Raw genomic sequence first — 16,729 nt, 5'->3', positions numbered from 1 at the left:
GCTGCCACCTAGACTGCCCCCCTGTGAGCAAGAGTCCGCTGCGCCGGCTGGCCGAACAGATCTCGCTGGCCACCATGCGGCCACCGGTGTCGCCGCAACTGCTGGTCAACCGGCCCGCGATCAGGCCGGTCAACCTCGACGGCAAGCGGATCCTGATCACCGGTGCCTCCTCGGGCATCGGCGAGGCCGCCGCCGAGCTGTTCGGCCGGCAGGGCGCGACCGTGGCCGTCGTCGCCCGCCGCAAGGACTTGCTGGACGCCGTCGCCGACCGCATCACCACATCCGGCGGGACGGCGATGTCGATGCCCTGTGACATCTCGGACCTGGACGCCGTCGACGCCCTGGTGGCCGACGTGCAACGGCGCATCGGCGGCGTCGACATCCTGATCAACAACGCCGGCCGGTCAATCCGCCGTCCCCTGGACGAGTCGCTGCAACGCTGGCACGACATCGAGCGGACCATTGCGCTGAACTACTACGCCCCGCTGCGGCTGATCCGCGGACTGGCGCCAGGGATGCGCGAGCGCGGCGATGGCCACATCATCAACGTCGCGACGTGGGGCGTCTTGTCGGAGTCGGCGCCGCTGTTCTCCGTATACAACGCGTCCAAGGCGGCGCTGTCGGCGGTGAGCCGAACCATCGAAACCGAGTGGGGACGCGTCGGGGTGCATTCCACGACGCTCTACTACCCGTTGGTGTCTACTCCGATGATCGCCCCGACGAAGGCGTACGAGGGAATGCCCGCGCTCACGGCGCGGGAAGCCGCCGACTGGATGGTGACCGCCGCGCGGACTCGGCCGGTGCGGATCGCGCCGCGGATCGCCCTGGCGGCCAAGGCGCTCAACACCATCGGGCCCCGCTGGGTCAATGCCCTCATGCAGCAACGCAACGAACACCTCAACGGCGATTAACTCAGGAGGGTGCCATGACCGACATCTGGACCACCATCGCGGCCGAGCGTGGAGCGCTCGCCGACGACCTCGCCAGGCTGACGCCGGCACAGTGGGACACCCCGTCGCTGTGCACCGGATGGACGGTGCGCGACGTCGTCGCGCACCTGTCGGCGACGGCCGCACTGAATCCGGCCACGTTCTTTCTGGCGCTGGCCAGAGCCGGGTTCAACTTCGACAAATTCGCCGAGGGCCAGATCGCCAAGCGCCGCGGCCCCGACCCGGCCGCCACCCTTGAGGAGTTCCGCCGCTTGCGGCAATCCACCTCCGCCCCACCCGGGCCGACGACGTCGTGGCTCGGCGAGGTGGTCGTGCACGGCGAGGACATCCGCCGTCCGCTGGGCATCTCGCACGCCTACCCGCCCGACGCGGTTGCGCAGGTGATCGACTTCTACAAGGGCTCCAACATGCTCATCGGCTCCAAGAGCCGGGTGTCGGGGCTGGCGCTGCGGGCCACCGACCACGACTGGCAGCACGGACAGGGTGACGAGGTCAAGGGCCCGCTGCTGTCGCTGCTGCTGGCCATGACCGGCCGGGTGGCCGGCTGCGACGACCTCACGGGCCCCGGCGTGCCGACCCTGCGGAGCCGATGCGCCGCCAACTGACAAGTGATAGACACGACACCATGGAAATCCTGGCCAGCCGGATGCTGCTGCGGCCGGCCGACTATCAGAAGTCGCTGAGCTTCTACCGCGACCAGCTGGGGCTGGCCATTGCCCGCGAATACCCTTCGGGCACAGTGCTTTTCGCTGGCCAGTCGCTGCTCGAGCTGGCCGGCTACGGCGAGCCCGACCACTCCCGCGGCCCGTTTCCCGGGGCGCTGTGGCTGCAGGTGCGCGACCTGGACGCCACGCGGGCCGAGTTGGCCGGCCGGGGGGTGCCGATCGCTCGGGAGCCGCGACACGAACCGTGGGGACTCTACGAGATGCAGGTGACCGACCCGGACGGCATCACCTTGATCTTCGTCGAGGTGCCCCCGGGCCACCCGCTGCGCAAAGACACCCGAGGTGAACGCGGCGGAACACCGGGTTAACGGTTAAGTAATATCTGGCGACGAGTGGCGGTACACCTGTATTTCGCGTACTCAGCTATTCGACAGCGGATCAGCCCAACTACCAGAATCAGGTGCCGTGAGCCTCGACTTGTTCCTGTTGATTATCGTCGTGATCACGGCGTTGGCGTTCGATTTCACCAACGGTTTCCACGACACCGGCAACGCCATGGCCACCTCTATCGCCAGCGGCGCACTGGCGCCCAAGACAGCGGTCATTTTGTCGGCGGTGCTGAACCTGGTGGGCGCGTTCTTGTCCACCGCTGTCGCGGCCACCATCGCCAAAGGTCTGATCGACGCGAACCTGGTGACGCTGGAGTTGGTGTTCGCCGGCCTGGTCGGCGGCATCGTGTGGAACCTGCTGACCTGGTTGCTGGGCATCCCGTCGAGTTCGTCACACGCCTTGATCGGCGGCATCGTCGGCGCCACGATCGCCGCCGTCGGCGGTCACGGCGTCATCTGGAGCGGTGTGGTGTCCAAGGTGCTCGTGCCGGCCGTAGTGGCTGCGCTGCTGGCCACGCTCGTCGGGGCGATCGGCACCTGGCTGGTGTACCGGGTCATCCGTGGCCTCCCGGGCAAGCGAACCGAAGCCGGGTTCCGGCACGGTCAGATCGGCTCGGCATCACTGGTTTCGTTGGCGCACGGCACCAACGACGCCCAGAAGACGATGGGTGTGATCTTTCTGGCCCTGATGTCCTACGGCGCGGTCAGCAAGACCGCCACCATGCCGCCGCTGTGGGTCATCGTGTCCTGCGCGGTGGCGATGGCCGGGGGCACCTACCTGGGTGGCTGGCGCATCATCCGGACACTGGGCAAGGGACTGGTCGAGATCAAGCCGCCACAGGGCATGGCCGCCGAGTCGTCGTCGGCCGCGGTGATCCTGTTGTCCGCACACTTCGGCTACGCGTTGTCGACCACCCAGGTGGCAACCGGCTCGGTGCTGGGCAGCGGCGTGGGCAAGCCCGGCGCCGAGGTGCGCTGGGGGGTAGCCGGCCGGATGGTGGCCGCGTGGCTGATCACGCTTCCGTTGGCCGGCCTCGTCGGCGCGACCACCTACTGGCTCGTGCACATCATCGGCGGATACCCGGGCGCTCTCGTCGGTTTCGGCCTGCTGTGCCTGACATCTGCCAGCATCTGGCGGCGGTCGCGCCAGGCGCGGGTGGACCACACCAACGTCAACGCCGAGTGGGAAGGCAGCCTGACGGCCGGGCTCGACGGGGCGGTCAAACCGGTTCCGCCACCTCCAACAACCACCGTCGCATCGAACGGTCAGCTACCGGACTTCGGTGCCGACGACGCGGTCAAGACCGGTAACGCCTCATGAATCACTGGTTCAACTACGAGGCCACGGCGAAGATCCTGATTGCCAGCGTGCTGCTCGGCGCCGGGCTGCCGGCGCTGTTCGCGCTCGGAGTGCGGCTGCAGGCAGCCGGTTCAGGCACCGTCGGGGCGGTCGGGGACCACGCCGGTCCACGGCGCCCGGTGTTGGTCGCGCTCGGCTGGGCCATCTTCGGGCTGGTGCTGGCGGTGGTCATTGTCGGCGTCCTGTACATCGCCCGCGACTTCATCGCCCATCACCTCGGCTGGAACCTCCTCGGCGCGAAACGCGCGTAGCGTCAGATTGGATCCTGACGTACGGTTTTTCGGCGGGCCTGACGGGAAGTTGTAACAGCGTGAACCGATTTCTCACCTCAATCGTGTCGTGGCTGCGGGCGGGCTATCCCGAGGGAGTTCCACCGACCGACTCCTTTGCCGTCCTTGCCCTGCTGGCGCGCCGACTGACCAACGACGAGGTGCAGGCCGTCGCCAGCGAACTCATCCGCCGCGGTGAGTTCGACCAGATCGACATCGGGGTGGTGATCACCCAATTCACCGACGACCTACCGTCGCCGGATGACGTCGACCGGGTGCGCGCCCGGCTGGCCGCGCATGGCTGGCCGTTCGATGACGCCGCCGAGGACCGGGCATAGCCGTCCTGCGGGCGCTGACCGTCCCCCCGGGCTCCGCCGTCTCACTGCTGCTGCCCGCCCTGCAGCGAGTTCTCGAGGGCGACGGCTCGGCGCTGGTGGTGACGGCGGCACCCGATGAGGCTGCCTCCGCCGCATTGCGGGTGGGGGAAGAGATCGACGACGACGTGGCACTGGTGGTGACGACGTCGGGAACCACCGGTGCGCCCAAGGGCGCATTGCTGACCGCGGCCGCTCTGACCGCCAGCGCCTCGGCCACCCACCACCGTCTCGGCGGCCCGGGCAGCTGGCTGCTGGCCGTGGCGCCGTATCACATCGCCGGACTGCAGGTGCTGGTTCGCAGCGTGCTCGCCGGTCGCACGCCGGTCGAGCTGGATGTCTCCGCGGGCTTCGACGTCACCCAATTGCCCGGTGCGATAAGGCGATTGGACCCGGGGCAGCGATACACGTCGCTGGTGGCCGCCCAGCTGGCCAAGGCGCTCACCGACCCGGCCGCCACGGCGGCGCTGGCCGAACTGGACGCCGTGCTGATCGGCGGCGGGCCGGCTCCGCGGCGAGTCGTGGCAGCCGCGGCGGCGGCCGGGATCAGGGTGGTACGCACCTACGGCATGAGTGAGACCGCGGGAGGGTGCGTGTACGACGGCGTGCCGCTCGACGGGGTCCGGGTGCGGATCCTGGCCGATGGCCGCATCGCGCTGGGCGGCCCGACCCTGGCCAACGGCTATCGCAACCCGGTCGATCCCGACCCGTTCGCCGAACCGGGCTGGTTCCTCACCGATGACCTTGGCGCGGTGGATGATTCGGGCGTGCTGCGGGTGCTGGGGCGGGTCGACGACGCGATCAGCACCGGCGGACTGACCGTGCTGCCGGGGCCGGTGGAGACGGCATTGTCCAGCCACCCGGCGGTGGCTGACTGTGCGGTTTTCGGGCTGGCCGATGACCGATTGGGCCAGCGCGTGGTGGCCGCGATCGTGGTCCGCGCTGGTCGCGCCGCGCCGACGTTGGAGGCATTGCGCGCGCAGGTCGCGCGCACGCTCGATGTCACCGCCGCGCCTCGCGAGCTGCACATCGTCGACGAGCTGCCGCGACGCGGCATCGGCAAGATCGACCGGGCGGCGTTGGTGCGCCGCGTCGCCGGCGATCAAGTCGCCAGCGATCAATAGGCTGAGCGATCGTGAGAATTGCCCGCCGGGAAACGGTAGCCGTCGCGGTCGGGGTCGTCCTGGTGGCAGCCGCCTTCGTGCTGCCGCGGACGAACCTAGGTGTCAAACCGCGCAGCGATATCGGCCTGGAACGCTTCGCCTCGCGGGCCGGCGCGGCACCGATATTCGGCTACTGGGACATCCACGCCAGCTGGGGCACCGTCGCCGCGATCGTCATCGCACTGGCCGTCGTGGCGTTGGGTCCGTTTGTGGTGCAACGGCTTTCGTGGCAGCTACTGACCCTGGGCAGCTGGGTCACCAGTTGCGCCTGGGCGTTCTCGCTGGCGATGATCGACGGCTGGCAGCAAGGCTTCGCGGGCCGATTGACCACCAAGGACGAGTACTTATCGGAGGTGCCGGGCGTCAAAGAGATCCCGGCGACGCTCCGGACGTTCGCCGGCCGGATCGTCGACTTCCAGCCGAATTCCTGGACCACGCATGTCTCCGGGCATCCGCCGGGCGCGCTGCTGACGTTTGTGTGGCTGGATCGGCTCGGTCTGCACGGCGGCGCCTGGGCCGGGCTGCTGTGCCTGCTGGTCGGTTCGAGCGCCGCGGCGGCGGTGGTGGTTGCCGGCCGCGCGCTGGCCGGCGAGCGCACCGCCCGCCGCGCCGCCCCGTTTCTCGCTCTGGCGCCGACCGCGATCTGGGTCGCGGTGTCGGCCGACGGTTATTTCGCCGGCGTCGCGGCGTGGGGTATCGCGCTGCTCGCCGTTGCGGTGCACGGTGGAACGCGGTTTCCCGGGCTGGTGGCCGCCGGGGCAGGCCTGCTGCTGGGCTGGGGCGTCTTCCTCAGCTACGGCCTGATGCTGATGGGGCTTCCGGCATTGGCGGTACTGGCCTCTTCCAGAGACTGGCGGGTGTGCCTGCGGGCGGTGGGGCCGGCCGTGTTGGCGGCGCTGGCGGTGGCGGTGGCCTTCGCGGTGGCCGGATTCTCCTGGTTCGAGGGCTACACCCTGGTGCAGCAACGCTATTGGCAGGGGATCGCCCACGACCGGCCGTTTCAGTACTGGAGCTGGGCCAACCTGGCGTGCGTGGTGTGCGCGATCGGGCTGGGCAGCGTCGCCGGCATCAGCCGGGTGTTCGACCGCGACGCGATCGGCCACCGCTCCGGGTTTCACCTGCTGCTGCTGGGGGCGCTGGCCGCCATCGTCTGCGCGGACCTGAGCATGCTGAGCAAGGCGGAGACGGAACGGATCTGGCTGCCGTTCACCATCTGGCTGACCGCGGCGCCCGCGCTGCTGCCGGCGCGGTCCGACCGGCTGTGGCTGGCGGTCAACGCCGTCGGTGCCCTGCTGCTGAACAGCATCATCTTCACCAACTGGTAGGCGGATACATGGAAGAGTCGGCACTGGCACGTCGGCTCGGCACCACCGATGCGGTGGTGATCGGGCTGGGATCGATGATCGGCGCCGGGGTGTTCGCCGCGTTCGGCCCGGCCGCCCGGGCTGCGGGCGTGGGGCTGCTGATCGGGCTGGCTCTCGCCGCGGCGGTCGCCTATTGCAACGCGATCGCCTCGGCCCGACTGGCCGCGCGGTATCCGGTTTCCGGCGGCACCTACATCTACGGGCGCGAACGCCTGGGACCGTGGTGGGGCTTTCTGGCCGGTTGGGGATTCGTGATCGGCAAGACGGCCTCGTGTGCGGCGATGGCGTTGACCGTCGCCTCCTACACCGTCACCGGGCCGGGGTGGGCGCAGCGAGCCGTGGCGGTCGCCGCCGTGGCGGTGCTGGCCGCGCTGAACTATCGGGGCATCACCAAGACCGCGATGCTGGCCCGAATATTGGTGGCGTGCACCTTTATTGCGCTCGCCGTCGTGGTAATCGGCATTGCCGCGGCCCGGCCCGGGTCCGCCCATCTGATCGAAGGCTGGTCCGTCGTCACGCCCTACGGGGTGCTGCAGGCGGCGGGACTGCTGTTCTTCGCGTTCGCCGGCTACGCGCGCATCGCCACGATGGGAGAAGAGGTCCGTGACCCGGCCCGCACCATCCCCAAGGCGATCACCCTGGCGCTGACGATCACGGTGGCGACCTATCTGGTGGTCGCGGTGGCGGTGCTGTCGGCCGCCGGCCCGGACCGGCTGGCCAGTGCCGCGGCACCGCTGGCCGAGGCGCTGCGCGCCGCCGGTGCCGCGCCGTTGGTGCCGGTGGTGGCAGTCGGCGGCGCGCTGGCCTCCCTCGGTGCGCTGCTGGCGCTGATTGCCGGGGTGGGGCGCACCGCGCTGGCGATGGCCCGTCATCGGGACCTGCCTCGCTGGCTGGCCGCGGTCCATCCGCGCTATCAGGTGCCGCATCACGCCGAGATCGCGCTGGCCGTCGCGGTGTGCGTGCTGGTGGCAACCGTGGATCTGCGCGGCGCGATCGGTTTCTCGTCCTTTGGCGTGTTGATCTACTACGCGATCGCCAACGCCGCCGCCTATACCCTGGCGGGCCGGGGCCGGCGGCGGGCGCTAAGCGTCTTCGGGCTGACCGGTTGTCTGGTCCTGGTGGTCACATTGCCGTGGGAATCGGTCGCCGCTGGGCTGGGCATGTTTGCCGTCGGGCTCGTCGGGCGCTGGGTGGTGCTGCGCCGCCGAACCCGCTGACGGTGGGGTATCCGGCAACGCCCGAGTGCGCCGCCCCGCTGGTGCTGCCCACCTCCCCGGGCGGCTTTACAGCCCGGCCGCGCGGGTGACCCGGGCGAAGCGGCTGTCCGGGCCGCACGCGTCGCGGACCACCGCGAGGTCGTCGATGACGTCGAGATCGGCCAGTGCCGCCACAGTTGTCGCCTCAATACCGTTGTCGCGCAACGCTTTTAATGTGAGTTCACCGGTGTCCGATTGCGACATCGGGACGCCGCGCAGGCACTCCGCCGCAGCAGGGCTGTGCACTCCGAGCACCCACCAGCCACCGTCGAGTGCCAATCCGAGCACCGCCGGCGCATTGAGTAACCGTCGTGCGCAATCACTTAGCAGTCCGGCGGAAACCTGGGGAGTATCCATGCCGATTTGCAGTACGGGATACCCGTCTGCGGCATCGGCGTGTGCGTTGGCGAGCCGGTCGGCGAAGTCCTCGCCACGTTGCTCGATGACCGTGAAGGCCGCCAGCCGTTGCCGGATGTCGTCGGCGTTGGCCGCCCCGTCCAGGTCACCGGTGAGCGCCACCACCCGCGCGGCCACCGGCGCCGCCGCGACCGCGTCGAGCGTGTCCAGCAGCGCCGCCGCGGCGATGTCGGCGGCGATCCGGTCACCGATCGTCGCGGCCAGCCGCGTCTTGGCGAATCCGGGCTCCGGCGCCTTGGCGACCACCAGCACCGTGACCGGCAGCACGCTCACGAGATCACCTTCCAGAAGTCCAGAATCGCGATGATGCTGCCCCGCAACGAACCGCTGACCTTGGATTTGCCGCCCGTCCGGGGACCGTAGCTGACGTCGAGTTCGACCACGCGCCAGCCGGCTGCCGCGGCGCGGACCAACAGTTCCAGCGGATACCCGGACCGTCGATCGGCGACGCCCAGATGCAGCAGCGCCTCCCGCCGAGCCACCCGCATGGGCGCGATGTCATGCACCGGCAATCCGTGGCGGGTACGCAGCCGCCAGCTCATCACTACCGTGCCCAGCCGCGCCACCCAGGGCCAGTGCAATCCGCGAACCGGGCGACGTCGACCGGTTACCAGGTCGGCGCCCCGCTCGAGTTCGGCCACCAGCCGGGGCAATTCACCGGCATCCATCGACCCGTCGGCGTCGATCACCGCCACGATCGGGGTTGTCGCGGCTTCCACGCCCGCATGCACCGCAGCGCCGTAACCTGGCCGCGGCTCGGTAACCACCTGCGCGCCGTGGCGGCCGGCAACCACCGCGGTGTTGTCGGTGCTGTTGTTGTCCACCACCAGCGACCGATAACCGGCCGGGATCGCGGCCAGCACCGCCGGTAGCGACTCTTCCTCGTTCAGACAGGGCAGCACCACAGTCACCGCATCGCCGGGCATGCCCTCCGACCTTAGGCGAAGCCGCGACCGGGATCAGTGGCCGGAGTGGCCGCCACCGCTACTGCTGCCGCTACCACCACCGCTGCTGCCGCCGCTACCACCACCGCTGCTGCCGCCGCTGCTGCCGCTACCACCACCGCTGCTGCCGCTGCCGCCGCCCCCGAGGGGCGGCTGCGGAGCCGGAGCCACCGTCTGCGGCGCCTGCGGGGCCACAGTCTGCTGCTGGGTTGGTGCCTGCTGAGTTGGTGCCTGCTGGGTTGGTGCCTGTTGCGTTGGCACTTGCGTCGGCTCCTGGGTCGGCTGTTGCGTCGGCTGGGGAGCCACGGTCGTCGGAGCGACGGTGGTCGGCGGAACGGACGTCGGAGCGACCGTCGTGGTCACCGGAGCCATCGTCGTGGGCGGCGTGGTCACCGGTGTGGTCGGCGGCGTGGTCACCGGTGTGGTCACCGGTGTAGTCGGCGGTGTGGTGGGTGGGGTCGTCGGCGGTGTCGTGGGTGGCGTCGTCGGCGGCGTGGTGGGTGGCGTGGTCGGCGGAGTCGGCACTCCCGGCGACCAGCCCGGCCACGGCGGAATGATGACGGGAACCGGGATCGGAATTGGTGCGGGCACGACACCGGGAGGCGCCGGGGCCGGTGCAACCGGCTCCCCGCCCGTCGCGGGCGGCGTCTGCTGCCGAGGAACCACGCCCTGGACGGCCGGGACGGTACCTCCCTGGAAGCCCGCGGTGGGGTTGTCGATAGGTGGCGGTGGGACCGGCGCCTGCTGTTCCGTCGGCAACAGCGGCATGAACTTGCCCGGCTGCGCGTTCTGGTAACCCTGGACCGGCTGCGACGCCGCGGTCGGCCGGATGGCAACCGCCACCGCCACCGCCAGCGAGGCGAATCCGATGATCATGAATGCCACCACGGCATTGCTGATCAGCAACGACCGGGAGTTGAGCCGCGGACGGCCCGAGGCGGCCGCCTCGTCGTCGCCATAGTCGCCGTAGTCGCCGTACTCGCCATAGTCATCGTCATAGTCGTCATAGGCGCCCGCAAAGTCGTCGCCGGCCTCCGAGTACGCCAGCTGGGCATCTGCTGCCTCACCCGCCGGCACCGCGGCCGGCGGGAGGAAAGTCGTCGCGTCTGCGGCCACGGCCGGCTGCGCCATCGTCGAACCCGACGCGCCCGCTGCCGCCCCGGCAACCAACGCCGCGCCACGGGCCAGGGCGAACGTCGGATCGTCGACAGCCTGCACCCGCATCGTCGAGGCGGCCTGAAACTGGTCGGCCAGCACCGAGGTCTGCTCGGCAGAGGTACCCACTAGCAAAACCTCACCGGGAGCACCCGACTGCTCATCCAGCCGCGCCATCAGCGTGTCGAAGGTCGCCGTGGTGTCACCCTCCACCGGCGCGGCAGCCAGCACGGTCGGCGGCGCGTCACCGGCACCGGCGACCGACAAGCTCGCCGTCTGCTCGCCGACCAGCAACACAGCCGAGTCCGAGCCCTGCGCACCCAAGAGCGCGGTGGCAGCCTCGGACTCCGACAACACCTCCACGTCGTGGACCCCGGAATGGACCAGAGCTTGCCGCAGTTCGTCGGCTTTGCCGTGATCCGGCCAGCACAGCCGGGTGGCGACCAGTCGGTGACCCTCGTCGGCCAGCAATCGGTCCGTGCCGGCCACCGTCTCGGTCAACACCGAGATGGGCTCATCGGCCACGTCGACCGAGGATTGGTCGATCACGGCGGCACCCCCGGAGCCGGCCCCGACAAGCGCTAACCGCGCGACCGGACCCGCGACCGCGACCCCCAACACGACGTCCATTTACGGTCTCCTTCAGCTGGCGACCCCACGGCCAGCAATGTCCGGCATCATTAGACTGCGATACGGTCGGCAGTATTCATCTTTTCAGGCGACAAACGCAGCGTAACTGGATTTCCGAAGGGCTGGGTCACACCCGAAAACCCTGCCACCTGCCGCGTCGTCCGAATGGAGGATATGTTCGCAATCCAACAACGCCGAGCGCCCGGCAGGGGGTTCCCTCGCCGCCGCGCCGACGCCGAGGCAGCCGCAACCGATCTCGATCCCAGGGAGGCATCGTGAGCCTGAGCAGCGACGACACGCCGACCGGCCCGATCATGGGCGCGCAGCCGCCGGCCCCGCCCGGTCAGGCCCGGGACTCGCTACGAAGGTGGAACATCAACCGGGACCTGGCCGCCGGTGTGCTGGTGGTCAGCGCGCTGTTCTTCCCGTGGAATCTGTATTTCGGCTTCCGGATTCCGGGCAGCAGCAAAATCTTGTTCGGGGTCCTGCTGCTGGTGACGCTGCTGTCGCTGACGGCAGCCGTCGTGCCGTATCTGGGTAAGCCCGATCCTGGCCGGGCAGGACGGGTGCGTCTGGGCCTCAACATCCCGTATCTGCTGCTGGTGTTGGCGTTCGTCGTCTACGACGCGTTCCAAACGATCCGGTTCGGTGGCACCGTCAACGTGCCCGGCGGTGTCGGGCCGGGCGCCTGGCTGGGAACCGCCGGCGCGGTGCTCAGCGCGCAACCGTCAATCACCGCCACGATCGCCGACGATGACAAACACCGCAACTGGTTGCTGGCTGCCCGAATCATCGGCTATGCGTCGATGTTCGGCGCCGCCCTCAGCTCGGGTTTCAACCTTGTGTGGCGGGTGCGATACGCGTTGCATCCCGCTGGGGCCGCCTCCGGGTTCGGCAAGCAGAACATCGTGGTGATCGACACGGCGGTGGTCTATGGCATTGTCGCGCTGGTTGCGGTGCTGGTTGCATCCCGGTGGATGCTGAAGGGCACCGAAGACTACCGGCTGTCCACGATTGCGCTGGGAGCCTCGGCGCTGGTCGCCGGAGTCATCGTGTGGATCCTGCCGGTGGGCCGCGAAGTCGACGCATTCCACGGCATCGCGCAGAACACCTCGACGGCCGGCGTCGGATACGAGGGGTTTCTGGCGTGGGCGGCCGGCGCCGCCGTCTTCGCGCCGCTGACCTTGGTGCGACCCCCGGGCGGCCGGCCGATAGCCAAGGCCGTCTGGCGCGCGGCGGCCCGCAACGGCTTGCTGCTCATCGCCGCGTGGTGCCTGGGTTCGGTGGTGATGAGGCTGACCGACCTCACCACGGCGGTGATGTTGGATTACCCCTATTCGCGCTATGACACCATGACGCTGGCGGGCTTCGATCTTGTCACCGCGGTGCTTGCGATCTGGCTTCGACTCAACCTGACAAACGATGCGCTGCCCGGCCGGCTGATCTCGTCGCTGTCCGGATTTCTGTTCGCGCTCAGCGTTTCTCGCGTCATCCTCGGCGTCGTCCTGGCGCCACGATTCGCGACACCGCCCGGCGCCCCGGCGAACCCGGTCTATGGCAACAACCTGGCCCAGCAGATCAGCAGCGTCTTCGACGTGACGCTGTGCGGCCTGGCCCTGGGCATTCTCGCCGCCGTCCTGATCGCCCGGCGGCAGCGCCCGCCGCGGCGAATGCGGTCACATCCGCGACGCCCCCGGTCTGGTCGGCTCCGCACCCCACCGGACGGGCGGCCCGCGCTGCCGTCGGAAGCGGAGACGGCCCGGTTCCGGACACCGGAGGCGGTCCATGACGCGCCCACCACCGTCCTGTCGGCGCCGGGGCCGTCCCCCCGGATCTTCCGGTCAGCCGAGACGACCGGGCCCGTGCGCCCGAAGATCTACCGTCCGCCAGGCGACTCGCAGTAACGGTCAGCGCAGGGCCGCGAACGCGAACTCACGCAGCCCGTCGCCCGGCGCCACGGCCGCACGGAAGCCCAGCATCTCGGCGGCTCGCGCCGGATCGGCGACGATGTGGCGCACATCGCCGCTGCGGTATTGCCCGGTGATGACCGGAGACATCGAATCGCCCCGGGCCTCGCACAGCACGGTGGCCACCTCCAGAATCGAGATCGGCTGCCCCGAACAGACGTTGGCGGCGGTGAACCCGCCGCGGTCCGCCGCGGTCAGATCCGCGGCGGCCAGATTGGCCGCGGCGACGTCGTCGACGTGGACGAAGTCACGCATCTGACCGCCGTCTTCGAAAACCCTTGGCGGCTCCCCCTTTTCCAGCGACGAGCGGAAGATCGCCGCGACCCCGGAATACGGGGTGTCGCGCGGCATGCCGGGACCGTAGACGTTGTGGTAGCGCAGCGCCACCACCGAGCCGCCCGTCGACTCCGACCACGCCAGCGCGTAGTGCTCCTGCGCCGCCTTGCTGGCCGCGTACAGGCTGCGCGGCCGCACCGCGGCGGCTTCGTCCACCAGCCGCCACCTGACCGGGTCCCCGCAGACCGGGCAGCGGTGCTCGAAGACGCCGGCGTCCAGATCGGCGCGCCGCCGCGGCAGTGGGTCGACCAATCCGTGCCGGCCGCAGTGGTAGCGACCCTGCCCGTAAACCACCATCGACGACGCCAGCACCAGGCGGCGCACCCCGGCGGCGAACATCTGGGCCAGCAGCACCGTAGTGGCCAGGTCGTTGTGGGCGCCGTATTCGGGCGCGTCGGCGGCGTCCACCCCGGCACCCACCATCGCCGCCTGGTGACACACCAGGTCCACCCCGGCCAGCAGCGGCGCCAGGGCGTCGCCGTCACGGACGTCCACGCGGTGACACCCCGGCGGTAACCGAGCGTCGGGCCCGTGCGCGGCCGGCAGCAAGGCGTCGACGCCGACCACCTCATGGCCGGCGTCGCTCAGCGCGACGGCCACCCGGGATCCGATGAAACCGGCCGCACCGGTCAACAGCACCTTCACGGCAACTCGAACGGCAACGCGACACCGGCATGCAGCAGGCACAGGGTGCAGGTGCGCTCCCCGGCGACCCGGCCGATCGACGCCCGCACCAGCTCCTTGAGCATCTCGATGTTCTCTCCGAAGCTGGCGAACACGTCGGACGCTTTCACACCCTTCCCGACGTCGATACCCGCGTCGACATCGGTCACCAAAGCTATTGCTGCATAACATAATTCGAGCTCACGAGCGAGGATTGCCTCGGGATAACCGGTCATGTTGACCAGGTTGAACCCCGCGGCGGCAAACCACTGGCTTTCGGCGCGGGTGGAAAACCTCGGGCCCTGGATCACCACCAGCGTGCCGCCGTCGACCACATCGGGTAACCCGGTGACCGCGCCGCGCAGCGTCGGACAGTACGGATCGGCGAAGGTGGCGTGCACCCCGCCGGAGTCGAAGTAGGTGTCGGCCCGGCCGCGGGTGCGATCGACCAACTGGTCGGGCACCACCACCGCGCCGGGCCCGAGCCGGGACGTCAGGCTACCCACGGAGCACGGGGCGAACACCCGTCGCACGCCAAGGGCACGTAGCGCCCACATGTTGGCCCGGTAGGGCACGGTGTGCGCCGAATACTGGTGATGGACGCCGTGCCGGGGCAGGAACGCGACATCGTGGCCTCCGACGGTGCCGATGGTGATCGCGCCGCTGGGCCGGCCGTAGGGGGTTTCCGGTTCGACGGTGCGCGCATCGGGACCGAAGAAGGTGTAGAAGCCGGTACCGCCGATCACTGCGAGCATCCGCTCATTGTTGTCTATGCCCGCAAGTTGATCGCGGGTGCGGGACACCGGCAGGATGCCTTGGTGGCCAGTTTCACGCAGTGGGTCGGCGGCGCTCGCCCGCGCACCCTGCCGAACGCGGTGGCGCCCGTCGTCGCGGGCACCGGCGCGGCGGCCTGGCTGCACGCCGCCGTGTGGTGGAAGGCACTGCTGGCGCTGGTTGTCGCCGTTGCGCTGACCGTCGGCGTCAACTACGCCAACGACTATTCCGACGGCATCCGTGGCACCGACGACCAGCGGTCCGGCCCGCCGCGGCTGGTCGGCTCACGCTTGGCGGCCCCCCGCTCGGTGCTGACGGCGGCGATGGTGAGCCTGACGGTCGCCGCGGCGGCCGGCCTGGTGCTGGCGCTGGTGAGCCAGCCGTGGCTGATCGCGGTCGGCGCCGCCTGCATCGCCGGGGCGTGGCTGTACACCGGCGGCGCGAAACCTTACGGCTACTCCGGTTTCGGCGAAGTCGCGGTGTTCGTGTTCTTCGGTCTGATCGCGGTGCTCGGCACCCAGTACACCCAGGCCTTGCGGGTCGACTGGGTGGGGCTGGTGCTCGCCGTCGCGACGGGAGCGCTGTCGTCGTCGGTGCTGGTGGCCAACAACCTGCGCGACATCCCGACCGACACGGTGTCGAACAAAATCACCCTGGCGGTGCGGCTGGGCGATGCCCCTACCCGAGTGCTCTACCAGGGGCTGCTGGTCACGGCGGGGGCGTTGACGCTGCTGTTGACGATTGCGACGCCGTGGTGTGCCGTGGGCCTGGTGTCCACGCCGCTGGCCCTGCGTGCGGCCGGGCCAGTGCGATCCGGCCGCCGCGGGCCCGAGCTGATCCCGGTGCTGCGCGATACCGGGCTGGCGATGCTGGTCTGGGCGGTTGCGGTGGCCGTGGCGTTGACGGTGGCCGGGTGAGGGTGCGCGCCGGGCCTGCCGGGCATTCAGGCTGGGCCTTCGGGGCGGGTGCTGTTGGCGCCGCACGACCCTGGGCGCACACTCGACATGGGGATAACAGCGACCGAGGACGGGTATGACGGAGATCGCCACAGCCAGCGGGACCACGAACGTGGGGTTGCTCAGCGTCGGGGCGTACCGCCCCGCACGGGTGGTCACCAACGACGAGATATGCCAGAACATCGACTCATCCGATGAATGGATCTACACCCGAACCGGTATCAAGACCCGCCGGTTCGCCGCCGCCGAAGAATCCGCCGCATCGATGGCGATTGACGCCAGCAGGCAGGCGATCGCCGGCGCCGGCCTCGAAGGCAGCGACATCGACGGCGTGATCGTCGCCACCAGCACCCACTTTCTGCAGACCCCGGCGTGTGCCCCGATCGTCGCCGCGGCGTTGGGCGCCCAAGACGTTCCGGCATTCGACATCTCGGCCGGATGCGCCGGATTCGGATACGCGGTCGGGGTCGCGGCCGACATGATCCGGGGCGGTAGCGCCGGCACGGTGCTGGTGATCGGCACCGAGAAACTGTCACCCACGGTTGACATGTACGACCGGAGCAACTGCTTCATCTTCGCCGACGGCGCCGCCGCGGTGGTGGTCGGGCAGACGCCGACGCAAGGCATCGGACCGACCGTCTGGGGCAGTGACGGCGACCAAGCCACCGCGATACGGCAGGACATCGACTGGATCACCCACGCGGAGAACCCGATCGGACCGCGACCGTTCCTGCGCCTGGAAGGTACCGCCGTCTTTCGGTGGGCGGCTTTCGAGATGGGCAAAGTCGGTCAGCGGGCGCTGGACGCAGCGGGGGTCTCACCCGACGAGATCGACGTGTTCATCCCGCATCAAGCCAACAGCCGGATCAACGAACTGCTCGCCAAGACCCTGCAACTGCGGCCGGATGCGGTGGTGGCCAACGACATCGAGCACACCGGGAACACCTCGGCGGCGTCCATTCCGCTGGCGATGGCCGAACTGCTGGCGACCGGGACCGCCAAGCCGGGCGACCTGGCGTTGTTGATCGGTTACGGCGCCGGCCTCAGCTATGCCGCGCAAGTGGTCCGAATGCCCAAGGCGCCGAACGGATAGGCGG

General features: G+C 69.7%; 17 protein-coding genes. 12 read left to right on the top strand and 5 right to left on the bottom strand.

Annotated features, from left to right (window positions below):
* The first annotated feature begins 23 nt into the window (after positions 1-23).
* From BST40_RS06570 to BST40_RS06530, 9 genes are all read left to right on the top strand, one after another.
* Positions 24-911 (top strand): SDR family oxidoreductase, encoded by an 888-nt coding sequence (locus BST40_RS06570; protein ID WP_083153828.1) that lies wholly within the window; start codon positions 24-26, stop codon positions 909-911.
* Positions 912-925: 14 nt separating this feature from the next.
* Positions 926-1,555: a maleylpyruvate isomerase family mycothiol-dependent enzyme gene (locus BST40_RS06565; RefSeq protein ID WP_083153827.1), complete on the top strand. Its 630-nt coding sequence runs from the start codon at positions 926-928 to the stop codon at positions 1,553-1,555.
* A gap of 20 nt (positions 1,556-1,575) precedes the next feature.
* Complete coding sequence (locus BST40_RS06560) at positions 1,576-1,983, top strand: VOC family protein (protein WP_075546897.1); 408 nt, start codon at positions 1,576-1,578, stop codon at positions 1,981-1,983.
* A gap of 97 nt (positions 1,984-2,080) precedes the next feature.
* The gene (locus BST40_RS06555) at positions 2,081-3,325 is read left to right on the top strand and encodes an inorganic phosphate transporter (RefSeq protein ID WP_075546898.1); all 1,245 of its coding nucleotides are present in this window, start codon (positions 2,081-2,083) and stop codon (positions 3,323-3,325) included.
* Entirely contained in the window at positions 3,322-3,615 is a 294-nt protein-coding gene (locus BST40_RS06550; RefSeq protein WP_075546899.1) for a hypothetical protein, read from the top strand. The genes BST40_RS06555 and BST40_RS06550 overlap by 4 nt, the downstream gene beginning before the upstream one ends.
* A gap of 59 nt (positions 3,616-3,674) precedes the next feature.
* Positions 3,675-3,971, top strand: a complete 297-nt coding sequence (locus BST40_RS06545) for a DUF3349 domain-containing protein (RefSeq protein WP_075546900.1) — start codon at positions 3,675-3,677, stop codon at positions 3,969-3,971.
* A gap of 59 nt (positions 3,972-4,030) precedes the next feature.
* Positions 4,031-5,131, top strand: a complete 1,101-nt coding sequence (gene menE, locus BST40_RS06540) for an o-succinylbenzoate--CoA ligase (protein WP_371686805.1) — start codon at positions 4,031-4,033, stop codon at positions 5,129-5,131.
* 11 nt (positions 5,132-5,142) lie between these two features.
* On the top strand, positions 5,143-6,495 hold the full coding sequence (locus BST40_RS06535) for a hypothetical protein (protein WP_083153825.1): 1,353 nt from the start codon (positions 5,143-5,145) through the stop codon (positions 6,493-6,495).
* Between the two features lie 8 nt (positions 6,496-6,503).
* Positions 6,504-7,751, top strand: coding sequence for an APC family permease (locus BST40_RS06530; protein WP_075546903.1), 1,248 nt, complete (start codon positions 6,504-6,506; stop codon positions 7,749-7,751).
* A gap of 66 nt (positions 7,752-7,817) precedes the next feature.
* On the opposite strand, the gene BST40_RS06525 is transcribed toward BST40_RS06530, so the two are convergent.
* Genes BST40_RS06525 through BST40_RS06515 form a run of 3 tightly spaced genes read right to left on the bottom strand, consistent with a single transcriptional unit; the run spans position 7,818 to position 10,936 of the window.
* On the bottom strand, positions 7,818-8,480 hold the full coding sequence (locus BST40_RS06525; protein ID WP_075546904.1) for a TIGR04282 family arsenosugar biosynthesis glycosyltransferase: 663 nt from the start codon (positions 8,478-8,480) through the stop codon (positions 7,818-7,820).
* Positions 8,477-9,133 (bottom strand): glycosyltransferase family 2 protein, encoded by a 657-nt coding sequence (locus tag BST40_RS06520; protein ID WP_075546905.1) that lies wholly within the window; start codon positions 9,131-9,133, stop codon positions 8,477-8,479. The genes BST40_RS06525 and BST40_RS06520 overlap by 4 nt, the downstream gene beginning before the upstream one ends.
* Before the next feature lie 33 nt (positions 9,134-9,166).
* Positions 9,167-10,936 (bottom strand): DUF7159 family protein, encoded by a 1,770-nt coding sequence (locus BST40_RS06515; protein ID WP_244174305.1) that lies wholly within the window; start codon positions 10,934-10,936, stop codon positions 9,167-9,169.
* 314 nt (positions 10,937-11,250) lie between these two features.
* Between BST40_RS06515 and BST40_RS06510 the strand changes: the two genes are divergently transcribed.
* A complete protein-coding gene (locus tag BST40_RS06510) occupies positions 11,251-12,840 on the top strand; it encodes a DUF7937 domain-containing protein (protein ID WP_116671240.1) in 1,590 nt (529 codons plus the stop codon).
* Positions 12,841-12,843: 3 nt separating this feature from the next.
* Here the strand turns inward: BST40_RS06510 and BST40_RS06505 are convergent, their stop codons facing one another.
* A complete protein-coding gene (locus BST40_RS06505) occupies positions 12,844-13,884 on the bottom strand; it encodes an NAD-dependent epimerase/dehydratase family protein (RefSeq protein ID WP_075546908.1) in 1,041 nt (346 codons plus the stop codon).
* The gene (locus BST40_RS06500; protein WP_198929523.1) at positions 13,881-14,657 is read right to left on the bottom strand and encodes an S-methyl-5'-thioadenosine phosphorylase; all 777 of its coding nucleotides are present in this window, start codon (positions 14,655-14,657) and stop codon (positions 13,881-13,883) included. The genes BST40_RS06505 and BST40_RS06500 overlap by 4 nt, the downstream gene beginning before the upstream one ends.
* A 63-nt stretch (positions 14,658-14,720) precedes the next feature.
* Here BST40_RS06500 and BST40_RS06495 point away from each other — a divergent pair, with 63 nt between their 5' ends.
* Together BST40_RS06495 and fabH are read left to right on the top strand one after the other, a co-directional pair.
* Positions 14,721-15,593 (top strand): 1,4-dihydroxy-2-naphthoate polyprenyltransferase, encoded by an 873-nt coding sequence (locus tag BST40_RS06495; protein ID WP_075546954.1) that lies wholly within the window; start codon positions 14,721-14,723, stop codon positions 15,591-15,593.
* Between the two features lie 115 nt (positions 15,594-15,708).
* Positions 15,709-16,725, top strand: a complete 1,017-nt coding sequence (gene fabH / locus BST40_RS06490) for a beta-ketoacyl-ACP synthase III (RefSeq protein WP_075546909.1) — start codon at positions 15,709-15,711, stop codon at positions 16,723-16,725.
* Positions 16,726-16,729: the final 4 nt, after the last annotated feature.

This window comes from Mycobacterium persicum, assembly GCF_002086675.1.
GTDB lineage: Bacteria > Actinomycetota > Actinomycetes > Mycobacteriales > Mycobacteriaceae > Mycobacterium > Mycobacterium persicum.
Note: the sequence above shows the minus strand (reverse complement) of the source record. Positions and strands in the feature narration are given on the sequence as shown.